Source organism: uncultured Coprobacter sp., from assembly GCF_947855755.1.
In the GTDB taxonomy this organism is placed as follows: domain Bacteria; phylum Bacteroidota; class Bacteroidia; order Bacteroidales; family Coprobacteraceae; genus Coprobacter.
The window spans coordinates 22,710-44,261 of the sequence record NZ_CANUAR010000012.1 but is presented as its reverse complement, the minus strand read 5'-3'; the positions used below and the strand labels follow the sequence as shown (position 1 = coordinate 44,261).

Annotated in this window: 20 protein-coding genes; all 20 read right to left on the bottom strand. The window is 33.5% G+C overall.

All coding sequences use genetic code 11. The annotated features are described in order from the left end of the window. Window positions 1-73 precede the first annotated feature (73 nt). Window positions 74-1,186: an MraY family glycosyltransferase gene (locus tag Q0093_RS08105; protein WP_297929589.1), complete on the bottom strand. Its 1,113-nt coding sequence runs from the start codon at window positions 1,184-1,186 to the stop codon at window positions 74-76. An 853-nt stretch (window positions 1,187-2,039) separates the two neighbouring features. After that, window positions 2,040-2,819, bottom strand: a complete 780-nt coding sequence (locus Q0093_RS08100) for a glycosyltransferase family 2 protein (protein WP_297929601.1) — start codon at window positions 2,817-2,819, stop codon at window positions 2,040-2,042. 10 nt (window positions 2,820-2,829) lie between these two features. Next, window positions 2,830-3,831: an acyltransferase family protein gene (locus Q0093_RS08095; RefSeq protein WP_297929587.1), complete on the bottom strand. Its 1,002-nt coding sequence runs from the start codon at window positions 3,829-3,831 to the stop codon at window positions 2,830-2,832. Window positions 3,832-3,850: 19 nt separating this feature from the next. Further along, complete coding sequence (locus Q0093_RS08090; RefSeq protein WP_297929585.1) at window positions 3,851-4,906, bottom strand: acyltransferase family protein; 1,056 nt, start codon at window positions 4,904-4,906, stop codon at window positions 3,851-3,853. Between the two features lie 79 nt (window positions 4,907-4,985). After that, entirely contained in the window at window positions 4,986-6,068 is a 1,083-nt protein-coding gene (locus Q0093_RS08085; protein ID WP_297929584.1) for an acyltransferase, read from the bottom strand. Window positions 6,069-6,072: 4 nt separating this feature from the next. Continuing rightward, a complete protein-coding gene (locus Q0093_RS08080; RefSeq protein WP_297929582.1) occupies window positions 6,073-6,972 on the bottom strand; it encodes a glycosyltransferase family 2 protein in 900 nt (299 codons plus the stop codon). A 10-nt stretch (window positions 6,973-6,982) separates the two neighbouring features. Beyond that, window positions 6,983-7,537 (bottom strand): putative colanic acid biosynthesis acetyltransferase, encoded by a 555-nt coding sequence (locus Q0093_RS08075; RefSeq protein ID WP_297929580.1) that lies wholly within the window; start codon window positions 7,535-7,537, stop codon window positions 6,983-6,985. A gap of 3 nt (window positions 7,538-7,540) precedes the next feature. After that, window positions 7,541-8,338 carry a hypothetical protein gene (locus Q0093_RS08070; RefSeq protein ID WP_297929579.1) on the bottom strand — a complete coding sequence of 266 codons (798 nt, stop codon included), beginning with the start codon at window positions 8,336-8,338 and terminating at the stop codon, window positions 7,541-7,543. Beyond that, on the bottom strand, window positions 8,331-9,470 hold the full coding sequence (locus Q0093_RS08065) for a glycosyltransferase (protein ID WP_297929577.1): 1,140 nt from the start codon (window positions 9,468-9,470) through the stop codon (window positions 8,331-8,333). Before Q0093_RS08065 ends, Q0093_RS08070 begins: the two co-directional genes overlap by 8 nt. Window position 9,471: 1 nt before the next feature. Continuing rightward, window positions 9,472-10,491 (bottom strand): acyltransferase, encoded by a 1,020-nt coding sequence (locus tag Q0093_RS08060; RefSeq protein ID WP_297929575.1) that lies wholly within the window; start codon window positions 10,489-10,491, stop codon window positions 9,472-9,474. Window positions 10,492-10,504: 13 nt separating this feature from the next. Next, on the bottom strand, window positions 10,505-11,611 hold the full coding sequence (locus Q0093_RS08055; RefSeq protein WP_297929573.1) for a glycosyltransferase: 1,107 nt from the start codon (window positions 11,609-11,611) through the stop codon (window positions 10,505-10,507). Window positions 11,612-11,642: 31 nt separating this feature from the next. Continuing rightward, window positions 11,643-12,875 carry an O-antigen ligase family protein gene (locus Q0093_RS08050; protein WP_297929571.1) on the bottom strand — a complete coding sequence of 411 codons (1,233 nt, stop codon included), beginning with the start codon at window positions 12,873-12,875 and terminating at the stop codon, window positions 11,643-11,645. A gap of 81 nt (window positions 12,876-12,956) precedes the next feature. Beyond that, window positions 12,957-13,457 carry a DapH/DapD/GlmU-related protein gene (locus tag Q0093_RS08045; protein ID WP_297929569.1) on the bottom strand — a complete coding sequence of 167 codons (501 nt, stop codon included), beginning with the start codon at window positions 13,455-13,457 and terminating at the stop codon, window positions 12,957-12,959. After that, window positions 13,454-14,716 carry a glycosyltransferase family 4 protein gene (locus tag Q0093_RS08040; RefSeq protein WP_297929567.1) on the bottom strand — a complete coding sequence of 421 codons (1,263 nt, stop codon included), beginning with the start codon at window positions 14,714-14,716 and terminating at the stop codon, window positions 13,454-13,456. Before Q0093_RS08040 ends, Q0093_RS08045 begins: the two co-directional genes overlap by 4 nt. 19 nt (window positions 14,717-14,735) lie before the next feature. Further along, window positions 14,736-15,521 (bottom strand): capsular polysaccharide synthesis protein, encoded by a 786-nt coding sequence (locus tag Q0093_RS08035; RefSeq protein ID WP_297929565.1) that lies wholly within the window; start codon window positions 15,519-15,521, stop codon window positions 14,736-14,738. A gap of 12 nt (window positions 15,522-15,533) precedes the next feature. Next, window positions 15,534-16,712: a glycosyltransferase gene (locus Q0093_RS08030; protein WP_297929563.1), complete on the bottom strand. Its 1,179-nt coding sequence runs from the start codon at window positions 16,710-16,712 to the stop codon at window positions 15,534-15,536. Further along, window positions 16,709-17,668: a glycosyltransferase family 2 protein gene (locus Q0093_RS08025; RefSeq protein WP_297929561.1), complete on the bottom strand. Its 960-nt coding sequence runs from the start codon at window positions 17,666-17,668 to the stop codon at window positions 16,709-16,711. Before Q0093_RS08025 ends, Q0093_RS08030 begins: the two co-directional genes overlap by 4 nt. A 4-nt stretch (window positions 17,669-17,672) precedes the next feature. After that, a complete protein-coding gene (locus Q0093_RS08020; RefSeq protein ID WP_297929559.1) occupies window positions 17,673-18,557 on the bottom strand; it encodes an SP_1767 family glycosyltransferase in 885 nt (294 codons plus the stop codon). An 11-nt stretch (window positions 18,558-18,568) separates the two neighbouring features. Continuing rightward, window positions 18,569-19,396 carry an acyltransferase gene (locus Q0093_RS08015; RefSeq protein ID WP_297929557.1) on the bottom strand — a complete coding sequence of 276 codons (828 nt, stop codon included), beginning with the start codon at window positions 19,394-19,396 and terminating at the stop codon, window positions 18,569-18,571. Continuing rightward, complete coding sequence (locus Q0093_RS08010; protein ID WP_297929555.1) at window positions 19,393-20,835, bottom strand: lipopolysaccharide biosynthesis protein; 1,443 nt, start codon at window positions 20,833-20,835, stop codon at window positions 19,393-19,395. The genes Q0093_RS08015 and Q0093_RS08010 overlap by 4 nt, the downstream gene beginning before the upstream one ends. Window positions 20,836-21,552 lie beyond the last annotated feature (717 nt).

Here is a 21,552-nt window from a genome sequence, read left to right as displayed (position 1 = left end):
CTTTGGTTGTATTTTTATGTTTTAAAACAATGGAAATATTCTGAAAAATCGATTTTTAGGAATAAAATTTTTCTTACCGAACTTTACGCTTTACCAATTTACGCTCTTTATCGACTATAAAACGCTGCAAGCCATATACCAAGCATAATCCCAAAAATATATCGAACAGAAACATTACGGTTTCCCCGAGAATCTTAACTAAAAACCAATTGAGAATTATAAACATAGAGGATGATATCACCAGCGTTAACATCGCCTGCCGATGGGACATACCTAATGCCAATAATTTATGATGAATATGATTTTTATCCGGAAGAAAAGGCGATTTACCATGTTTTATTCGGACAATAAACACTCTGAAAACATCAAAAATCGGAATAAACAGTGTCGAAAATGCAACAATCGGAGCACCTACTACTCCGAATTCGGGTGTAGCGTTAAGCTGACAAAATCGTATGGCAAGAAATGCAAGACAGTAACCTAAAATCAGAGATCCGGTATCTCCCATAAACAACTTCATTCTTTTACCAAAAACGTTATACAAGAAAAATATCATAACCGATCCTAACAGTGAAAATGCCAACATAGCATAGGCATACAATTCTGAAGAAAGAAACCAAAATCCATATACCGCAAGAGCTACACTACTCAATCCAGACGCTAAGCCATCGATACCGTCGATCAAATTGATCGCATTTATAATTAAAACCGTTATAAATATCGTCAACACATAAGATACTGCTACCGGTAACTCATATATCCCGAATATTCCGTGTAAATTGTCTATATGAATATCCCCGAAAAGGAAAAAGATTGCAGCGAGAATCTGCGCCACAAATTTTTTACGAAAAGTAACCCCTCGAAGATCATCCAAAACTCCAATCCCGTAGATCGTTGTCAGACCACATATCAAAAATAGCATTTCAAGTAATAGCGACTCCCTCAACTCTGTTGCCACACCGACTCCATTCAGTTCACGAAGCCCTAATACAAAAGCATACGAAAACATCATACAAGGTAAAAATATTATTCCGCCTAAACGGGGAACTGCCCTCGTATGTGAACTCCGGCTATTCGGCACATCAAATAACCTTCTCTTTACCGAAACGAACACAAGTCGTGGTATTACCAAAAATGAAAGGTAAGCGGATAACACCAAGGCCAACAATGAAAAAAGTTGTAACATACGATCAAATTTATTTCACACACCTATTAACAATATTAAGAGTTTATCCCTATTATTTGATAAACAATTTTCACAGATAATAGTTTTGAACACATTTCTTAAGAAATTATCTTTTTGCATCTTACACTCAGAGAAAAAAATCCATTCACATATTTTCTCAAAAGTGCTTAGAATACCTCTCTCCTTTATTTTCTGCAAAAAATCGAATAAACTCAAAAAAATGCTCCAAAATCATATATCACCTTACACCGTCGGCAAATATAAGAAAATATTTAATTTGTATTTCACAAATCTTTAAAAAATATTTTTTTAAAATATTCTTACGGACTGTTTTAAATTTTGCAGGAACAAGATCAAGATAAGCATAGGACTTTTCGGATTACGATCTATTTTCTCTAAAAAAAATTCTTTAATGAAAACAGGGGTGAAGCCGAAAAAATACCTATATAAAGATGACATACGTACGGTACACCTTATGCCTTTCCCCAAAAAAGCGATTATAGATTGAATAAAATACCTATTTCATAACATACCGACTTTTTCAGGAAAATAATAACGGTTTCTCTAAAAGCTTATTTGAATTTTACACAAACATTTTTGGATAGCTGTTCTCAAAGGTGTTTAAGGGACATATCGGGTAAATAGCGTACAGAGTGGAAAACAGATAAAAAAAGACTACAAAGTCTTAAAATTCAGACATATAGTTCCCATATCGGAGGATTTAGACAGGTTCTAACGCATTCTCTTTCTTTCAATTAAATGTGCACAATCTATGAATGTCTGCCGGAAACTATTCGATTTCGACAATAATAAACCAAGATAGGACATGAGATTTACGATATTATAGATCGGACTATTTACCGGATAATTTGAAAACCAGTTTAGAAACCAACAGTTCTGCAATTTTATACCAATAGCGCAGACTTAATATAAATATATTAGTATATATATTATTTTCACGGCAAGCTCTCAACTGCTCTTTCATAATCAACCTGCGACTTCCCATAGACTCGGTACTCGCTCCTCCCGTACGCATTGTTACAAAATCGATAGGGAGATAATGAATGCGGATATGATTCAAAAAAATAAATCTTAATAAAAGCTCAAAATCTGCAGCGATCTTATAATCGATCTTATAAATCCCCAATTTATCGTAACAAGCTTTACGAATATAGAAAGACGGGTGCGCCGGCATAAATCCCAAGCGCATCAATCCCCGACGAAAGATTCTCGAAGAGTAATATCGTACAGGTTTCGAAAGATTATCCGGGTTTACAAAATGAATGTCTCCATACACGGCATCGATTCCGGGACGTAATAAAAACGCTTTCACCACCATCTCTACAACATAATCATCGGTAAAAAAATCGTCGGAATTAAGGACTCCCACTATGTCTCCGGTAGCAGCCAATATTCCTTTGTTGAAGGCATCGTATATTCCCTTATCTTTCCCTTCTATAATCTGCTGTCTGTCTCCGGCATTGGCTTTTACAACGGCTATGGTATCGTCTTTAGAAAGCCCGTCAACGATAATGTGTTCGATATTGTCATAGGTCTGCCGATTGACCGAACGTATCGTATCGGCTACTGTTGCCGCACTGTTATATGTGCATGTTATGATAGAAACTTTCATAGATTTCATATTACAAAATTTTTTTTATTCCCCAATTTACTTTTTCCCGCAACCATGCTACTCCGAAAGACGAGAAAAACACCAACGATACGATAATCGGGAAAAATGCGAAAAACTGTTGTTGACTTTCAAAATAATGAGCCTTAAAATAGGTATAATATAAGTTATCGAATATCCATGAACACAGATACATATCCAACGACAAGAGCGATATTTTTGTTATCAATTTCGACTTGAAATCGACATCATAAAACAACAGAAAAACAATAACTGCAATGGCTGTATAAAAAAGAGAATCGCGACCACCAAGAACAAATCTATAAGTATTTCCCATCATTAAATTTATTATTGGATCTAACATACACAAAAACAATAAAATAAGCGATAGTTTAAGTTTGGAAAACTTAAACTTATATTCATGAATATAAGCACCTATAAAATAAAAAGTTACCGGATATAACACAACAAAATCATCTGGCACAAATTTATATCCTGCCTGATTAAAGAACGGAGGTAAAGCTGTTAATACTAAAAAAGTCAATATAAGAATTTGTTTGTTTTTCTTTTCCTGCAAGTTATTATAAATTATATTCAAAAACGGGATTAAAAGAAATAATCCTATATACATTTCGATATACCATCCATAAGGAATGGCCGTATAATTGAATATTTGACACAGCCATAAAAAAACACTTAAATGTTCTCCATTGATAATTATTCTATATAAAATCGTAACAATAGAATATACCAAATAAGCCGATAATACTCGGATAATGCCTTTATAATAGGTTAATGTCAATTTTTTATTTGTATTTAAAAATCCCGTCAATAACAGAAATAAAGGAACAGCTACCAAAAATAAAGATGCAAATGCTCCCTGTATAAACATATTAACACCTATAAAAGGTGTTATCAAAAATTCAGTATGCAAATCGAAATGATGTGCAACAACAAATAAAATAGCCAAAGATCTCACTATATCCAATCCGGCCAACCTCTTTTCTCTTATCATTTTATCTAATATAGGTAATTTATTTTTCTATTGTCAGCTGTTTACCAATATCCCAAAAACTTATAATTTTTTTTATTCCCCAATTTACTTTTTCCCGTAACCATGCTACTCCGAAAGACGAAAAAAACACCAACGGTACGATAATCGGGAAAAATGCGAAAAACTGTTGTTGGCTTTCAAAATAATGAGCCTTAAAATAGGTATAATATAAGTTATCGAATATCCATGAACACAGATACATATCCAACGACAAGAGCGATATTTTTGTTATCAATTTCGACTTGAAATCGACATCATAAAACAACAGAAAAACAATAACTGCAGTTATCGTATTAAAAAGACCGTTCCGTATCATAAACAACGAGACAAAACCTTCTCTTAAATGTACAATCGAATTAAAAACAGGATCTACGATACATAAAATTAGAAGTATAACACATAGCCAAAGTTTAGAAAACTTTGGCTTATATTCATGAATATAAGCTCCTATAAAATAAAATGATACCGGATATAATGAAGTGAAATAAGCTGGGAATAATTGAGTTGCCGACCAATTAAGAGAAATTGGAATCGCTGTCAGAGCTAAAAAAGTAACAATCAATATTTGCTTTTTTCTCTGTGTATCCAAACATTTATATATAACATTCAAAAACGGAATCAAAAGAAACAGGCAAATGTACATTTCAATGTACCAACCATAAGGAATCACTTCATAATTTAAAATCTGGCGTATCCATAATAAAACACTCAAATGTTCTCCGTTAACAAAATATCTATACGCAATCGTCAACAATGAATATATCAAATATGCTTCTAAGACACGTACAATTCCTTTATAATACCCGAATGATAATTGTTTATTGATATTTAAATATCCCGTCAATAAAAGGAATAACGGCACTGCAACAAAAAACATTGATGCACACATTCCTTGAAAAAAAAGATTTGTTCCATCAAAAACAGTCTGGCGGAACTCCGTATTCAAATTAAAATGCTGCGCAACAACAAATAAAATAGCTAAAGATCTCACTACATCTAATCCGGGCAATCTTTTCGTCTTTTGAATATCTTTCATTAATTCACACTTTATTTATAACAATATTGCTAAAAACACCGATCTTATAAATTCAATACTTTATAAGTTAATTTCTATATTACAATTTACGTTTAACCCAACTTTTCACTTCTGCCGTCCGTTTCTCAAAACACCAATACACTACATAGGCAACCAATAAAGCTATACTCAACTCTCCTATATACCAAGAAATAGAAATAAAATCGACACTTTCACTTTTAGGAACATTATAATATTCCAACATACGCAATACCAATATATGTGTTAAATAAAGAGTATAAGAAAAAGCCGCCAATTTTGTACCTATCTCATTAAGCTTTAAAGTCCATTTTTTAGTCGGTTTAATAATTACAAGCTGTTGAAGGAACAAACTGAAGAAAAAAGCGAACAATAACTCAAGAGCTTGTCGATTAGGTAAATATTGTGATATAGCTGTTCCCTCATTCAATCTTGATCCGCTTGTTAATTGAAGTAATACTATAAAACATACCATCATAATAAAACCTCCCCACAAAAATATCTTATCAACTTTTTTCGGAATGATAAGATATGCTAATGCTCCCATAAACCACATAAATAAATAATGAAGAGATAATTTTGTAAAAACAAGGAAACATATTAATAAGAGCGGAATAGCAAAGATTTTATAAAATACAATCTTTTGACGCACAAAAAACAAAGATATTATACCCATTAATATATAAAACCAAACTTCATAGGAAAGCGACCAAAGCGGTTCTATTATAGAATAAGTGCAAATGCCTTGTAAAGAAAAAAGATTACCTAACCAAGCTTTCCAATCAATACAAAAACTTTGAATAATAGAAACCGGAATAAATAACAATAATGCCGATATTAGAGGCAACATGATACGAACAGTTCTGTCAATAGCATATCCTTTAATATCAAAGACACCTTGCTGCAACCTCTCTATCGCTTTTCCTCCTACCAAGAATCCACTCATAACAAAAAAGATAAGAACAGCTTCGTTTCCTAACCTTGTTAATGAATAAAATGCAAAAATCAAAGGATTCTTCTGCTCTGCAGGCAGCAATGTATATTCGACAAAAAACGCACCTCTGAAATGGCAAATCAAAACCAAAAATGCCGCAGTAAAACGGACTAAGTCCAACCAATAATAATGAACCTTGTTTTCCCCCATGTTTTCAAAATGTTATCTGATAGTTATCCCTCAAATATTTTCTTATCTTTTCCGTATCCTGTCCACAGGCCTTTTTTACTTCAAATATTTTTGCATCGACAAGAGTGCGATACCACCAACCTTGTAAAAAATCCCAAAGAAATCCTTCTTTACCATCTAAAAAACCGAGTTTAAATATGTAGCGGTAACAGAAATAAGCAAACGAACGCCAAAATATAGGCATCTTTGCATATTTCATTTTCTGTGCACGTTTTTTCCGTACATCTTCACAATATGACGCATCATCTGTATCCAAATCGAATAGGTGATATTCCGCATCAAGTAACAGAGCCGCTTCTCGAGAAGAATAGTGATTGTGTTTGTCTACAAATTGCTTTATAGAAAGAAGACTATCATCTATAAATTTATTTTTAAAAGGAACTGTCCGACCCGATTTCACAACAATATGCTCGTCCATTAAACGCTGTTCATAACAAGCTTTCCCATATCTGAAAAGGCGTATCATTTTCACACTATTTACAATTCCATGTTTCAGAACACGCCCCATAAAGGCTCGTCCTAAAGGGAAAACCACAGCCGTTATATCATCGGACAATTTCGGTAATTGGTCATTCATCTCGGCTATCAGTTCAGGAGTCAAATATTCATCAGCGTCCAACCGCAATACCCATTCGGTTGTTATCGGCAAATTCTCTAAAGCCCAATTGAATTGTGTAGCCTGATTTCCAGGCCACTCATGCTGATGCACTTCTGTCCCCAATTCTTTTGCAATATCGACTGTCCGATCTTTTGAAAAACAATCTACGACAAATATCCGCTTCGCCACCGATCTTACATTTTCTATGCAACGACGGATATGAAGCTCCTCATTTAAGGTCAATATGATTACCGAAATATCCAACATATTCCTCTATTTATTTCTTTATTCCTCTTTTCTTTATAAACTTGGCAGGATTTCCACCGACTACCGTCCAAGATTCCACATCTTTAAATACACAAGCCCGAGCACCGATTACAGCTCCCTGTCCAACCGTCACTCCCATACCGACAAATGCATCAGTAGCAATCCATGCTTGATCTTTGACAATAATAGGTGCTATTACCAGAGGATTCAAAGAATCCGATATATCATGACTCGCCGTACAAAGATATGCCCCCTGAGACACTGTCGTATTAGCCCCGATTTTTATGAGAGCCACATTATAACAATCCACTCCGGAAGCAAGACAACTATATTCTTCCATTATCAAATTTGCAGGGTAATAGATTTTAGCAGAAGAATATACAATTGCCGTCGAAGCTAATTTCGCACCGAACAACCGCAACAAAAAACGTTTCCAGCCACTTCCTATACTACGTGGTAACGGCCGGGCAAAAATCGTCCAGACAACAGACCAAAGCATTCTGATCATCTGATGTTTCCGCGTCAGAGCATTTTTATATTTAGATAAATCTATTTGCTGTTCCATTATTTAAAACCAAAAACGAGGGAAAAACAATCGTATGATATTTCCTAAAAAACGTTTTAGTTTTCCTTTTAAGGAATCTTGATTCTTCGAAAAAGAAAGAGCGGCTACATTACTGCCTTCCAAACCTCCGAAATGAGGTTCTTTCTTGAAACGACAAATAACATCGCTCCTGTGAATCAAGGATTTTACAATATCATACATCAGTCCTTCCAACAATAAACCTTTATAATCATTCAATTCTACATATCTATTCCCGATAAACTCATTGTAAAAAGAGAGACTCGCAGCAAACATCCTTACATCTGCAGAATGACCGCACCATCCCAAACCGAGTCTATCATACAGGTTATGGTCTTTAATATCTATATATAAATGCCCTCTGCGCTCCAATATAAATTTACTTGCATAATCGATAAAATATTTAATATTATATATCGGATATCTACCCGTTACTTTAAAGAAACCTCCCGCCTCCCTTATAAACACTGATTTTTCGACCGCTTTATTTATAAGTAGAAGCTCATTATACCCTTTGCCCTTCGTCACATCAAAATCCTCAGAATCTAATGATAAAAACTCGATAGAAGGATTTTCCTTTACTGACGACTTTATAGAAGATAAATCCCAGCTCGAATTATCGACAAATACTATTTTATACGTTTTACCCCCCCCTATTAACATTTTTTCATATATCATTAAACTCTCTCGATACATCTTTTCTCGTTCCTCATCTGTAAAACAAGCTCCTACCATTCCTCTCGTACTGACAGATGCGGTCATCAATAGCGGTAATTTATTCATATACATATTCAGGTTTAATATTTTTATACACTAACCATTCATACAATTGTTTCATTCTCAATGAGACCGAATTTATAGAATAATGTCTCAGTACTAATGTCCGACCTCGTTCCCCCATTCCTAAACGATCTTGCTCCGATAAATTAATTGCAATCAACAAAGTACTAATTAACGTATCGATGTCATTATCAACCCACCAGCCGCAATTGAATGTTTTCAGGTCACTCCACGGAGTACCTTTAGAGGCTATTACCGGAACACCTTGGATTAGGGCTTCAGGAACTACCATTCCAAAATTTTCGGATTTACTCGGTAATATCTGGAAATCGATAGAATGAACCAATTTCTGTAAATCTTTCCCGGTAATAAACCCTAAGAAACGAACATTATTCAGTTTATTTGCAGTTGCAAACTCTTCCAATTCTTTTTTATAAGCAGTATCTCCGTCACCGATAATCAACAATTCGCAATTACGTGTTTTGTCTCCTAATTTGCTCCATGCGGACAATAGGAGATCTACATTTTTGATTCGATTCAACCGCCCGACGAAAGCAAAACGACGGACCGAATTCGAAGTTTTACGTATTTCTAACGAATCATCTATCGCCAAACCATTAGGTATGACCGCAACAGGGTTATTCAACCCGAATGCCCGAATATGTTCCAGTTCTGCCATACAAGTAGCCTGCAAGCATGATGCCGTTTCCAGATCTTTACGCTGAAATACCGTCGATACGATTTTCTTTTTCCATGTAGAAACTTGCAAAGCCTGCGGATACAGCATTCCATGGGGAGCTATCACACAGAGTTTATTCTGTTTTTTTGCTATTTCTGCCGTAAAATGCGTCGGACATGTCCATAATCCGTTTGCATGATATAAATCGTATCCGATATGGGAACTCAAATAACGTCTGAAATTGGACGAATAAACCAACGGTGTGCGGGCATCATTCGGCAAAGCCTTGATAAATGAATCGTCTGCAATGATCTTATCCGAATCGTCCCGAGGCATCAATGTTAGAATATCTGCATCTATTCCCTCATCCCGAAGACCTTTAATAAGATTATAAGTACAAGACGTAGGCCCACCACTACTGATATTCAATCCTGATATCGTATGTAATATTTTCATTTTATCGTCCTCCTGTCAAAACGGAATATAACTTTGGTAAATATCTTTTTAATAAACCTCCTATCCATATAGCGACAGCAGCCATTATAAACGGAGATACCAGAAATGTTATCCAATAGCTCCACTCTTCTCCTCTGCCGACCAACAGCATAACTTTCTTAACGATACTAAGAGCCGGAATATGGAATAAATAAATGAAAAACGTATATGGAATCCATCTTTTTATAAAATCAAAACGCCAGCCTTTACGATATAAATAGTCATATAAAAACCATACAAACAGAAAAAGGATTGCAACTAAATATAATTCTTTTGTGTCTGGAATAAAGATCATAGAACAATATAACATTAAAAGCAAAGAAGCCGTTCCCAACAAGACAAGCCCCCATTTATGTTTAAGCTTAACTTCTAAAGATATATTGTAAATTGCACATGCTGCTCCTATACTGAACATGGTTAAAGACTGAAACCATGAATTATAGAACGAAAAGAATATTATTAACGGGAAATAGATAAATATCATTTTTCTGATACAAAAATACAAGAATGGAGAAACAACGACAATCAGAATCAAATCTCGTATAAACCAAAGGTGAAAACCGCCCGGAACAATAAATAATGTATAAATCCATTCCCATAAGCCACCATGTATCAATTGAGTATAATCACTATTCATATATTTTCCGGCAACAGGGATATATTTTAATATGAACATTTGCAACAGACAAAGAATATTCCAAATAATATATGGGATCAATAAAGATTTTACACGACTTCGATACTTTTGTTTCCAAACGCTCCAATCCGGATCAGATAATTTTACATAAAACAAATAACCTGATATGAAAAAAAACAATGGAAAAAACAGTCGTCCCCAACAGAAGGCAACGCTTTTCTCAAAAATATAAAAGACTTTATATTGTGCGACATCCGGTATATATGCGTGAGCATACAATACCAAGATCATCGCAAAAAATGATAATACTTTAAATTTCCAACTCTGATACTCCGATACTTTCACAATCTATATTATTTTAACTCAACCACGGTGCTATAACCTCATTATGTGTACAATCACCTGATATGCAAGAACAAATTTTTTCAAAATATGCAGCTACCGAATCTCCCGATATCGAATAACGTGTCCATTCTGCGATGTCCTGACGGTCAGCCAAAGAAACCGGTCCCTTTTCAAGCCATTTTAATAATATTTTCTCCAACGATTTTTCTTTATTAACAAAAGAAAAAGCTTCTCCTCTGTCCTTACCATCAAGAAGGACTGATGCTCCACAATTTTCAGAAGCAATCACCCTCATCCCACTTTGTAAAGCTTCATTAACTACCGCACCCCAACCATCATACAAACTCGGTAAAACCAATATATCATAACGGCACATCAAATCTAGCACCTCACTATTTGTCTTACTCCCTAAATATTTTATATCTTCAACCCTATCTATTTTTTTTATCAGCAAATCAGTTAATGGACCAGCTCCGATAATATCTAAACAGGCATATTTTCCAACATGTTTTAAACAAATATCCACTAAGGACAATATATTTTTATTGCAATCTATTCTTCCGACATACAAAATTGCAGGTTTTTGTCTGTTTTCATTCGATATTACTACTTCATGAAAAGCCCTTTGAGCAGTAAAATATCCCCAATCAAAAATTTTACTTTTCTCAAATCCTGCTTTTAAGAAACATCGACGTCCGGTTTGTCCGGTAACCAACAAGCCGTCAATATTTTTACCATAACATAAATTCAAAGCCATATACTTTAACCTTCTAAAAAAGCCTTTTATCCCGAACCACACATACGGTTCGACATATACCAATATCTTCAAGTTTAACGCAACGACTTTTTTAAAAGCTTTATATACCATCGGGAAAGCATTTATTCCCGAAAATACGTGAACCGCATCTTTATTTTCCAAGATCAAGTTATCTATCGTCTTATCATCAGGAGCAACGACAATTTTAGTTTTTCCCATATCGGGAATACTCCACCCATCCCCTTTTCTTTCCTGATCCAACCGTTGTTCAACAACTAATAAAATCGAATGTCTATTCGACAATGTCGAAAGAAATGCAGATTGATGTATACTTATTATATTTTGCCAAAAAACGAACTGCATAATTCCTATTTTAATTTCATTAGAATAAACACTACACCTCGCCAAAATCAATCGAACAAGTTCGTTGTTTCTGCTCTCTATTTGCAGTTTTTTTTATAAAACATTGTTTACGCACTGGCATTTGTGCTAACGATATCAATAACCACAAATAAAAAAATAAAAAAGATCCGGATGACGTTATATACCCTTCAGCAATCAAATGTACCGCAAAAAAGGATAAACATGCCCCTATCAATATCTCATCCGAATATGATTCTGCTTTTTTATAAATTCGAAATAAAGGTTTCCCAAACAACAACAAAAAGGGTATTGTTCCCATAATTCCTAACGACGACAATAAAAATAACCACCCCGAACCGGGTTCTATCACCCCATTTTTAGCCGCTACCTTATATACAGGCGGTAATATAGTTTCATCTACATAATTAAATCCGATACCACACACCGGCGATTTCTTAAATTCCATCATACGAACTTGCCAAAGGGCATCTCTTGTAGTAGTCATACTGCCAACCTCTCTCGAACGCTCTATTTTACCGGCTACCGTGACTAAATAAGATTCCCATAAAGGATATGAAACGGAAATAACGATAAGCATCGAAAAAAGAACTTTAAGAAACAGTTTCATATTTCTACGATACCTGACTTTGAGATAATACAATATTCCAACTATTCCTCCAGCTAAAGAAGCTCTCGAACCCGCCAATAAACACATTAAAAAAGCTATGGTCATCATTCCCAAAAACAAAGACTTCTCTTTTTTTGAAATATCGGGACAAAATGCCCTATGTAAACAAAATAAAGATGTCAAAGCAGATACTGGACTTAAAATCATCGACTGACTTGTACATCCCCTAAAACCTGAAAAATCAGTTGTAGAATAAATTCCCGCCAAATAACCTAAAAAGGAAATTATCACAATAGTAACAAATAAAATATTTACTTTATCGAATATTTCCTTACGGAAAATCATCAATTCGGAATTATATAAAAACGGACTGACACATAATATTACCATAAGAAATGAAAAGAATCTATCCCAAGGCATAAAATAGTCCGGAATATAATTCACAAAAATCGAACAGACTATAGCTATTATAAAAAATAGCATGCAAACATTAATTTTTATATTCGGATGGTAAAATACCATAACAATAGCCATAAGCAAAAATATAGCATAATAAACCATCTGAGGAAGATTAGGTGTTTGCCATATTATCTGATTAACGCTCAAAATAGCTATAGCCCATGCAAAAAATTTCATAATTGGAAAATATTTATTTACGCTTATCCAATAATTCCGTTTAGTTTATAACATACTTTTTTCATCATGTAGTATAAAAATTTATTTATCATAAATCTTTATTACATTCGCAGGAATACCTGCTACACAACAATAGGGAAAAACATCTTTTGTAACAACTGCTCCAGCTGCAACAACAGAATTTTTACCGATAACGACTCCCGGCAATAAGGTAGAACGAACACATAACCATGCCCCATCTTCAATTTTTATATTTCCTGATATGCCCTCTCCTGCCGAATGCAAGCCATCGGTATCGATACGATGCGTTCCGGTGCCTAAATAAACCATTGGAGCAATATCTACATAACTACCGATTTCTATTCGGGAAGTCGTCGATATAAAAACCTCATGACCGATCCACACATCGTCTCCGATTACCAATTCTCCGCACCCTATTATATGCACAGAAGAACAAATACGGACATTTTTTCCGATTTTTGCACCGGCAAGACGCAATAGCCGTCGTTTCAAAGCAAAACATGATGTCTCAGGCAATAAGGGAAACAAGAGACTATTAATATAATTTATAAGCGGCTTCATTTCAGTAAATATTTAAAACAGTTTTTATATAATCTGTCTGTCATTACTATTTCAAAAGCGTTAATCACTTTGTTCAGAATCCTTACATACGAAACTTTATGATATAAGGCTGTATTATACAAATGAAAATGAACTACATTTTGAGAAGAAAAAGAGCGTTGCATTAAATCCGTATTTTTTCTAAAAAGCTGCTCGAACGATAAGACCTGACATTCTGGCGTTAAAGTTTTTTGATAGCTTTCTTTTGCTAAATCAGATATAGACACGATATTTTTTTTTGACAAATCTTCGATTATTCGTAGATATTCTCGAACCCGATTTTTTTTGACAATAAATCCATTTTTCCCTGATTTTATCAAATCAGGTATCGCAGATTTTACGTCATTACACAAAGGAATCACCCCTTGTGCTAATGCCTCGACCAAAAGAAGCGGACCGGTATCCATTCGTGTCGGAATCAAAATACAGTCTGAATTCCCCAATGTTTGTAAAAAAGACTCTCGAGATAACGCCCCATGAAAAACAAAACGCCGGTCACTTTCAAAATATTTTTTATATTTACCTGCCGGTAAACACCAATGAAACTCAAAATTCAAACTCGTATTTTTTAATTCCTTAGCTATATTATAAGCAATATCTGCCCCTTTTGAGTAAGAAGCTCCTCCTGCAAACAAAATAGAAAAACTGCTCTTCCCAAGTTTTTGGACTGGTACAAAATTCACAGTTTGATGTATACAACAAAATTTTTGTTCCGGTATATGATATTTTTTTGAAGCATCTACAACCATAGCCTCATTTTGGCAAACAATATAATCGATATATTTCCAATTATATATTGCCATTTTTCCCTGAATGCCAAAATTAGACCAAGTAAACCCTTCTTTGAAACCATGCATTACGGATATGCGAATAATTTTCGTATCCAAAACCGGCCATAAACCAGCAATATAAGACACGTCATTATTAATTATAACATCAGGATTTAACGCAAGAATCGATTTATAAATCTCTGAAACTAAAACAGATTCATCGCATCTTTTATTTGGAATTTGAAAAAAAGAATAGTCATATACACTTGCAGTAGGAAAAACAGGTTCAGACTGACGGACAAGATACACTGTCACCTTATATCCCTTATTTACAAAATTAGTTGCCAAATCATGAACATAAGAAGAAATACCGCCCCCCTGACCGACAGATGACAGACCTGTAGTAGTTAAAAGAATTTTCTTTATATTTGATCGATCAAGTGATTCCATAATCCCATAATATTAAATATCAAACTTTCCTAATCTTAAAATATAAAATACCCCATATTTTTTCATTAAATATTTTTACGAATAGTCTATGTATTCTTTCTATTAAAGACAATGATTTCTGTCCTTTTTTATCCCGCCAGCTTCCATTAAACAAATGAATTGCATAAGTAGATGTTCGTATATCTCCCCTTAAATGAGAAAAGACATAAGGAGGATATATCGAAAAAACTCCATCCTTCAACTCAATAGGAGAACTCTGGTATACCCCTCTTTTAAATCCATATTTATTTTCTGCAATATCCGCGATAATATGACAAACTATCGATTCGTCAAAAGAACCGTCTTCTTTTATAAAATCTCTATCCTGATAATAATCTAAACAATCTTTTATAAAAGGATTGCCTTTTTCTGAAGCAATCATAGCAGCATCTATCCAAAAATCATATTTTTCTCCCGGTTTTGCTTGATATAAATAAGACTCAACAGAAGCAAAACCCGAATTATGTAAAAATGTATCGAAACGGCGAAAAACTAAAACATCCGAATCCAAATATATTCCTCCACACGTGTAAAGAGCATAAAGTCGAATATAGTCTGCTGCAAACGCCCATTTTTTCATCGAACACGCTTGTTCTACAAAACGAACCGAATGTATGTCGAAGCTATTCATATCCCAACATCTCAATTCATAGTCCGGCATAATCCGTTTCCATGTCTGAATACACTCTTTCAATTTTGCAGGCATTTCTTCTCCACTCAACCAACAAAAATGAATAATTTTAGGTATTTTATTTCTTTGTTCCATTCTACTAAAAAGCTAATTCTTTATCTTCGTTAACAGATCTTGCCACAAAAATGAAATATCTTCTATATCATATTTTCTCGAAGAAGAAACGGCATTCAGAGACATAGACTCTTGTATATTCACATTTTTTATAAAATTGGAGATAGTTGTAGCATAAGCCGACATATCAAAAGCTTTTACCAAAAAACCATTTTTACCATTCGATATCAAATCGGAAGCCCCGCCAAAACTATCAAAAACAATAGGTACACAGCCATATTGCATTCCTTCGATAAGTACCATCGGATATCCTTCATGATTGGATGTCAAACATATCATTTTTGCCTGTCGGTAATAAATTTCGGGAGACTGATATCCTCGGAAAAACACCCTCTCCAACTTATATTTAACAGCAATTTGTTCTAATCTTTTCCGGTCGTCACCATCACCGACAATATTCAAACTCCAAGTAGGGAAATTTTTGTAAATTTTTTTCCATACTTTCAAAAGACGATCTACACGTTTTTCTGAATAACTCAATCGACCGACAAACAGAATTTCATTCTTTTTTTCGGACCAATTAACAGAGTCTTTTAATTCAAAAGAATTCGGATTCGGGATTACATACAAATTGCGTCTGTCTTTCAAGCATCCTATCTTAACCATATCATCGACATACTGCGGTGCTAAAAGAACAACCGCATCCATATTATCTTGTAAATAACGATATCGGATTTTCTTCTGTTTATATGCTTTATATTTATTGTACGGCATTTTCACATACCTCACAAAATCACTCAATAAAGCAACCGGAGTATGGTGTAAAAAGAGTGGTTGCATTGCAGAGAAAAAATTCAGACCTTGATAAACCGAGAAATGCAATACCGAAATAATTTTTGTTTTGGTATCTAATGTTTTATGAGATAATAAATATATATCATCGCCATTAGCCCCTTGATTTATCAAAAAATCTATTTTTTCTTCACGCAGAAAATTTTCTAACCAAGAAATATTTTCATCAGAAACAACAGATCCATTATCGGGTAAAAAGAATGTTTTAATAAAAGCATCCGCCTCCTCTACTTTATATTTCGCCAGATACATAACCCGATTGCCTTTTCCCTGAAAATAATGTGCCAAATTATAAGTTACACGCTCAGTTCCTCCTCGTTCAGGATTTATTTGCCGATCAAAGTAAAATAGGATATTCATAAAAATCTGATTTTATATAACTGAGACAAATAACACTTCCATGACCTTTTAAAAACTAATTTCTGAACCTGGATATTAAACAAAAAATATTTTTTATATAAAGAGAATACTATACGTTTCCTCTCTTTTATTTTTATAGGTAAAGAAAATAATCTCTCATCAATTCTATCATTAAGATATAATTGCAATTGATTTGATACTTCTTCAGAAAATTCTGACTTATACGTAACTAAAATTGAATCCAATGCACAACAAAAATTCACATATTGATCATATCTATCACATTGACATTGTAAATCTTCTTTTTGTTCCGAATTAATCATAGAATTTCCACGTTTTATATAATAATATACCACAGCTTCAACATAAGTTACCTTATGTGCAAATAGGGATAATTGAGACATATATATAAGATCTTCTCCAATACTTACATTCTCAGGGTATATAAAATTAGAAACATAACATTCTTTTTTAACTAAAGCTGCCCATATACTATGATATGAATATCTAAGCATATATGATAAAAATTGCAATCCAGTAAAATCATCAAAATAAGGATATTTAAATGTCGAAATATAAACTCCATCTTCTGTTACATGATTAGCATTTCCTCTTACAATATCAGCACCTGTTAACAATGCCTTTTCATACAATAATTCAAGAGCATTTTTCGGAAGATAATCATCCCCATCAAGATGGAAAATATAATCACCTTTTGCTATATTAATTCCTGATTTTCGAGCTAATAAGAGACCTTCATTCTTTTTATTTATACATATAAACCTATTATCTTTTCTTTGATACTGTTCTATTATTTTAATACTATTATCCTGAGAACCATCATTTACGCATATGATTTCAATATCTCTAAAAGATTGGTTTAGACAAGAATCCAAACATTTATCTAAATACTTTTCGACATTATATATCGGAACTATAACAGATATTTTAGGCATAATACTATTTTATAATAGATATAATTTGATCTTGATAAACTGGATCTAAAATATTCGGTACATCTCGATTATCAACCTCATTAACATACTTATTTTTTATAATGCATTTATCTGAAGCCGATTGCAAAAACCATTCATACTCTACATCCAAGTGCCCTATATCAATAGCTTGATAACCCTGTTTACTAAGATCATACGCCAATACTGTTGCAGTAGGACCTAATGCAATTAATATTAACCGGGATTTATCGACTTTTGACACTTCTTCCAAAATTTGAGAATATGCGGAAAAAGCATTCTCTGACGGACATAAAATTCTCTTAAGACTGCTTACATTGCTAAACAGATCATTACCATAACCCATTCTACTTTTTTCGCCTTCGACCAATATGACATCACGAAAATTCCATATCTGCTTTAATTTATCGATAATCAAATGCGATTGGGTTTTATCTTTACGATCGATATAAAAGCGAGAAATCTCCGTATCATAATATTGTTTATTAATACTTATATATCTGTACCAATCAACATAATTATGAAGCAAATGGCCTTTCCAAAAAATACGGGCTTTATCGGTATAAATATTTAAACCATTGAATACATTAGGCAGACAAACAATATGACCCGGGAACTCGGAACGGATAATCTCTTTAAGCCGCAGAGACAATGCTATATCTTCTTTTTGGAATCCGATATGCCAACCTTGCATTATAAGGAATTCTCCATCGCCAAAACGGCTGACAGAACATTTATTTTGTAATATATAATCTATCGTATCTAAAGAGTTTTCTACTTTCGGGACAGAAAAATGAAGTAGAATAAAGCTTTGGCACATCTTTATTACTTGCAAAAAAAATATATACAGACTTCGTATAAGCTTTCTCATATTATCCCATATTAAATAAACATAGATTTTTCAATATAAGGAGTTTCGTCTTCTACTCCGGTATATGTAAAATAAGAATCTTCCGAGGCCGAAAAATGCGATTCCAATTCGGCATATATTTCCCAATGATAAACTCGAGCCATATCGGTCTTTAACAAATGTGCCGGCATACCGCCAATAATAGAATATGGCGGTACGGTAGAGGTATAATCTTTATTTAATAAACTATTAGATGAAACAATTGTATTATCCGGCAAAACAGTTCCTTTCATAATATTCGTCCGATTCCCTATCCAACAACATTCCCCGATAAAAACATCTTTTGATATAGGATCTACTTTCCCGGTTTTTGTATTACGCATATAATGAAAATTGGTATCAAAAATCTGACATTCGGAAGTTACCGCAGTAAAATTGCCTATCTCAATTCTTTTATAAGCCCTTATTTTAACAAAACTAGATATTCTCACAGCCTTACCTAAAATCAAAACCGCATTCTGCTGACTAGCGAGAGTGCACCCTCTCCCCATAATTACAGATCCTTTGAAAATTATTTTTCCGGCAACATCTATAAAGAAAGTTCCTTGCGGTGCCATAAAACGATCTCTATTTATACCGATCACTATCATTTTTCGACTAACCGGAGCATCAATGATTATCGACCCTGATTTATAACCAAATTTCATTTTCCCATAAACCCAAATAGGTAATTTGCAGGCTTGCTTAAACGGCAAAAATCGAAAATTGATATAAATAGTTTTATAAATATTTATACCCAACTTTATATTTACAATAATACTTGATATAAATCTCAACATTCTGTTTACCGGTGATTTCATATCGATTTCTTTTTATTTATAAACTCAAACAGATATTGAAGCTCTTTTGACCTAAATAAATATGCAACAAAAAAATAAGTCACAATACCGACTACTCCCCCTACCAATATCCTCAGCCCATTTTGAGGGATCAACGATGTTACAAAATATGTTATAACCATCATAAAAAGAGAACAGAGCAATGGAGGACATAAATCTTTTACTTGCGACAATATTTCGATATGTATTATTCTCTTGGTAAAATAAATATTTATTAAAGTACTTATCAAAGAAACGACTATCAACCCTATACACATCGCAACAATCCCTAAAGGAATAGTCAGACATAAAACCAACACTCCTATACCTTTTTTTAAAATATCAATCTTTAAAGTTACATCGGCCCGTCCCTTAGCTTGTAGCAGGTTTATATTTACAATTTGAACAGGATGCCAGATATAAGAAAGACAAAGTATTTGTAATAATATCACACATGATTCCCATTTGTCTGTTATCATAAATAATATCAACGGTCGGGCTAATACAATGAACAGCATCATTATAGGAAATATAATAAATGCCGTAAAGCGTAATAATTTATGGTATAATAAAATCATCCTTTCATCGTCCTTCTGTACTTCACAAAACATCGGAAAAGTAACTTTAGATAACGCATTATTGAATGTAGCAACAGGTAACTGGGCATACCCATTCGCCCTTGTATAATACCCCAATTCTGTAGCCGCAAATTTTTTACCAATTATCAAAGTATATAGATTATTATAAATAGACTCTAACAAACCAGATGCAAACATTTTAGAACCAAATGAAAACATTTCCCTAAAAGATTTCCAAGAAAATTTCCATAACGGAATCCAGTTTGCAAAAAACCACAATAGAATGCATCGAGAAGATTCTCCGATAACAGAAGAATAGGCTATCGACCAAACACCAAATCCCGAATAAGCCATATACAAGCTAGAAATACCGGTAATAATAGCAGTTATAATGGATATTTTGGCCAACATCTTAAAATTCATTTCAATAGTGAACTTAGCATTTTGAACCTGGGATAATGAGTTTAAAATGAGAGGAATTGCTATAACTTTAGTAAGATCTTCTAAAACAGGTACATTATAAAACAGAGCAATATAAGGAGAAGAAAAAAATAATATCAAATATAAGACTAATCCCACCACAATATTAAAATAAAATACAGTAGAATAATCGATTGCCGTACGATCTTTTTTCTGTATCAATGCTCTATAGAAGCCCGAAGTAATCAACATATTAGATATTGTCAAAAATATCGACAACATACCAACCATCCCATAATCTGAAGGCTGGAGGATACGGGCCATAAAAATGCCTATAATAAACTGTATAATCTGCAAAGAAAAACTCTCTGCAAAATTCCAAACCATTCCCCAAAAGGCCTTTCTCTGTAAAGAAGCTGCCATATAATCTACATAAAAATAGGGGAAACAAACAAATATAAAAGACCTTTACTTAATTTCTAATAATTACCGGCCTTACAACAATACACACCCCTATCTAAATTACACATCTAATATTCAGATACAAAGGTATTCAAATTTTTCTAAAAAACCGATATTCGAGATATTTTTTGGTAAATCAATAATAATTAAACTTTTCTCAAAAATTATTTAAGAGTACCAAAAAAGTATTGTCCGGAATTTTATCTATCGCAGAATAGAAATAAATTGCGGTTTCTCAATATAGAGCGTCATATTAATTGATTATAGTCCATTTTATATTTGATAATCAAATAATTACTTACGATGCAGCATATTATGTTAATTGACTATCAATAGGCTGAAAGTCTGTATATTATCCAAGCAATAGGCCTCCAAAGCATATTTGAACGGTGCGAGGGTTTCGAACTCTTTCCGAATCCGGACATGAGTATTTGAAATTTCTGTTTATTGTTATTCCGTTCAAAATCGTGACATTATAGTGACATTTTTAGAATAATGCTTATTTTTTCTACACCTAAAATTAATATTTATATCATTGATTTATAATGATATATTTTAGATATTGAGATTCTTCTATAATAGAATCCTATACCCCATGTTGCTTTTACAATCATTGGAAGTGCCGGCAAGACTGTCTAAATGTACACAATATAATTCCTCAATATGTTGCTTTATTGT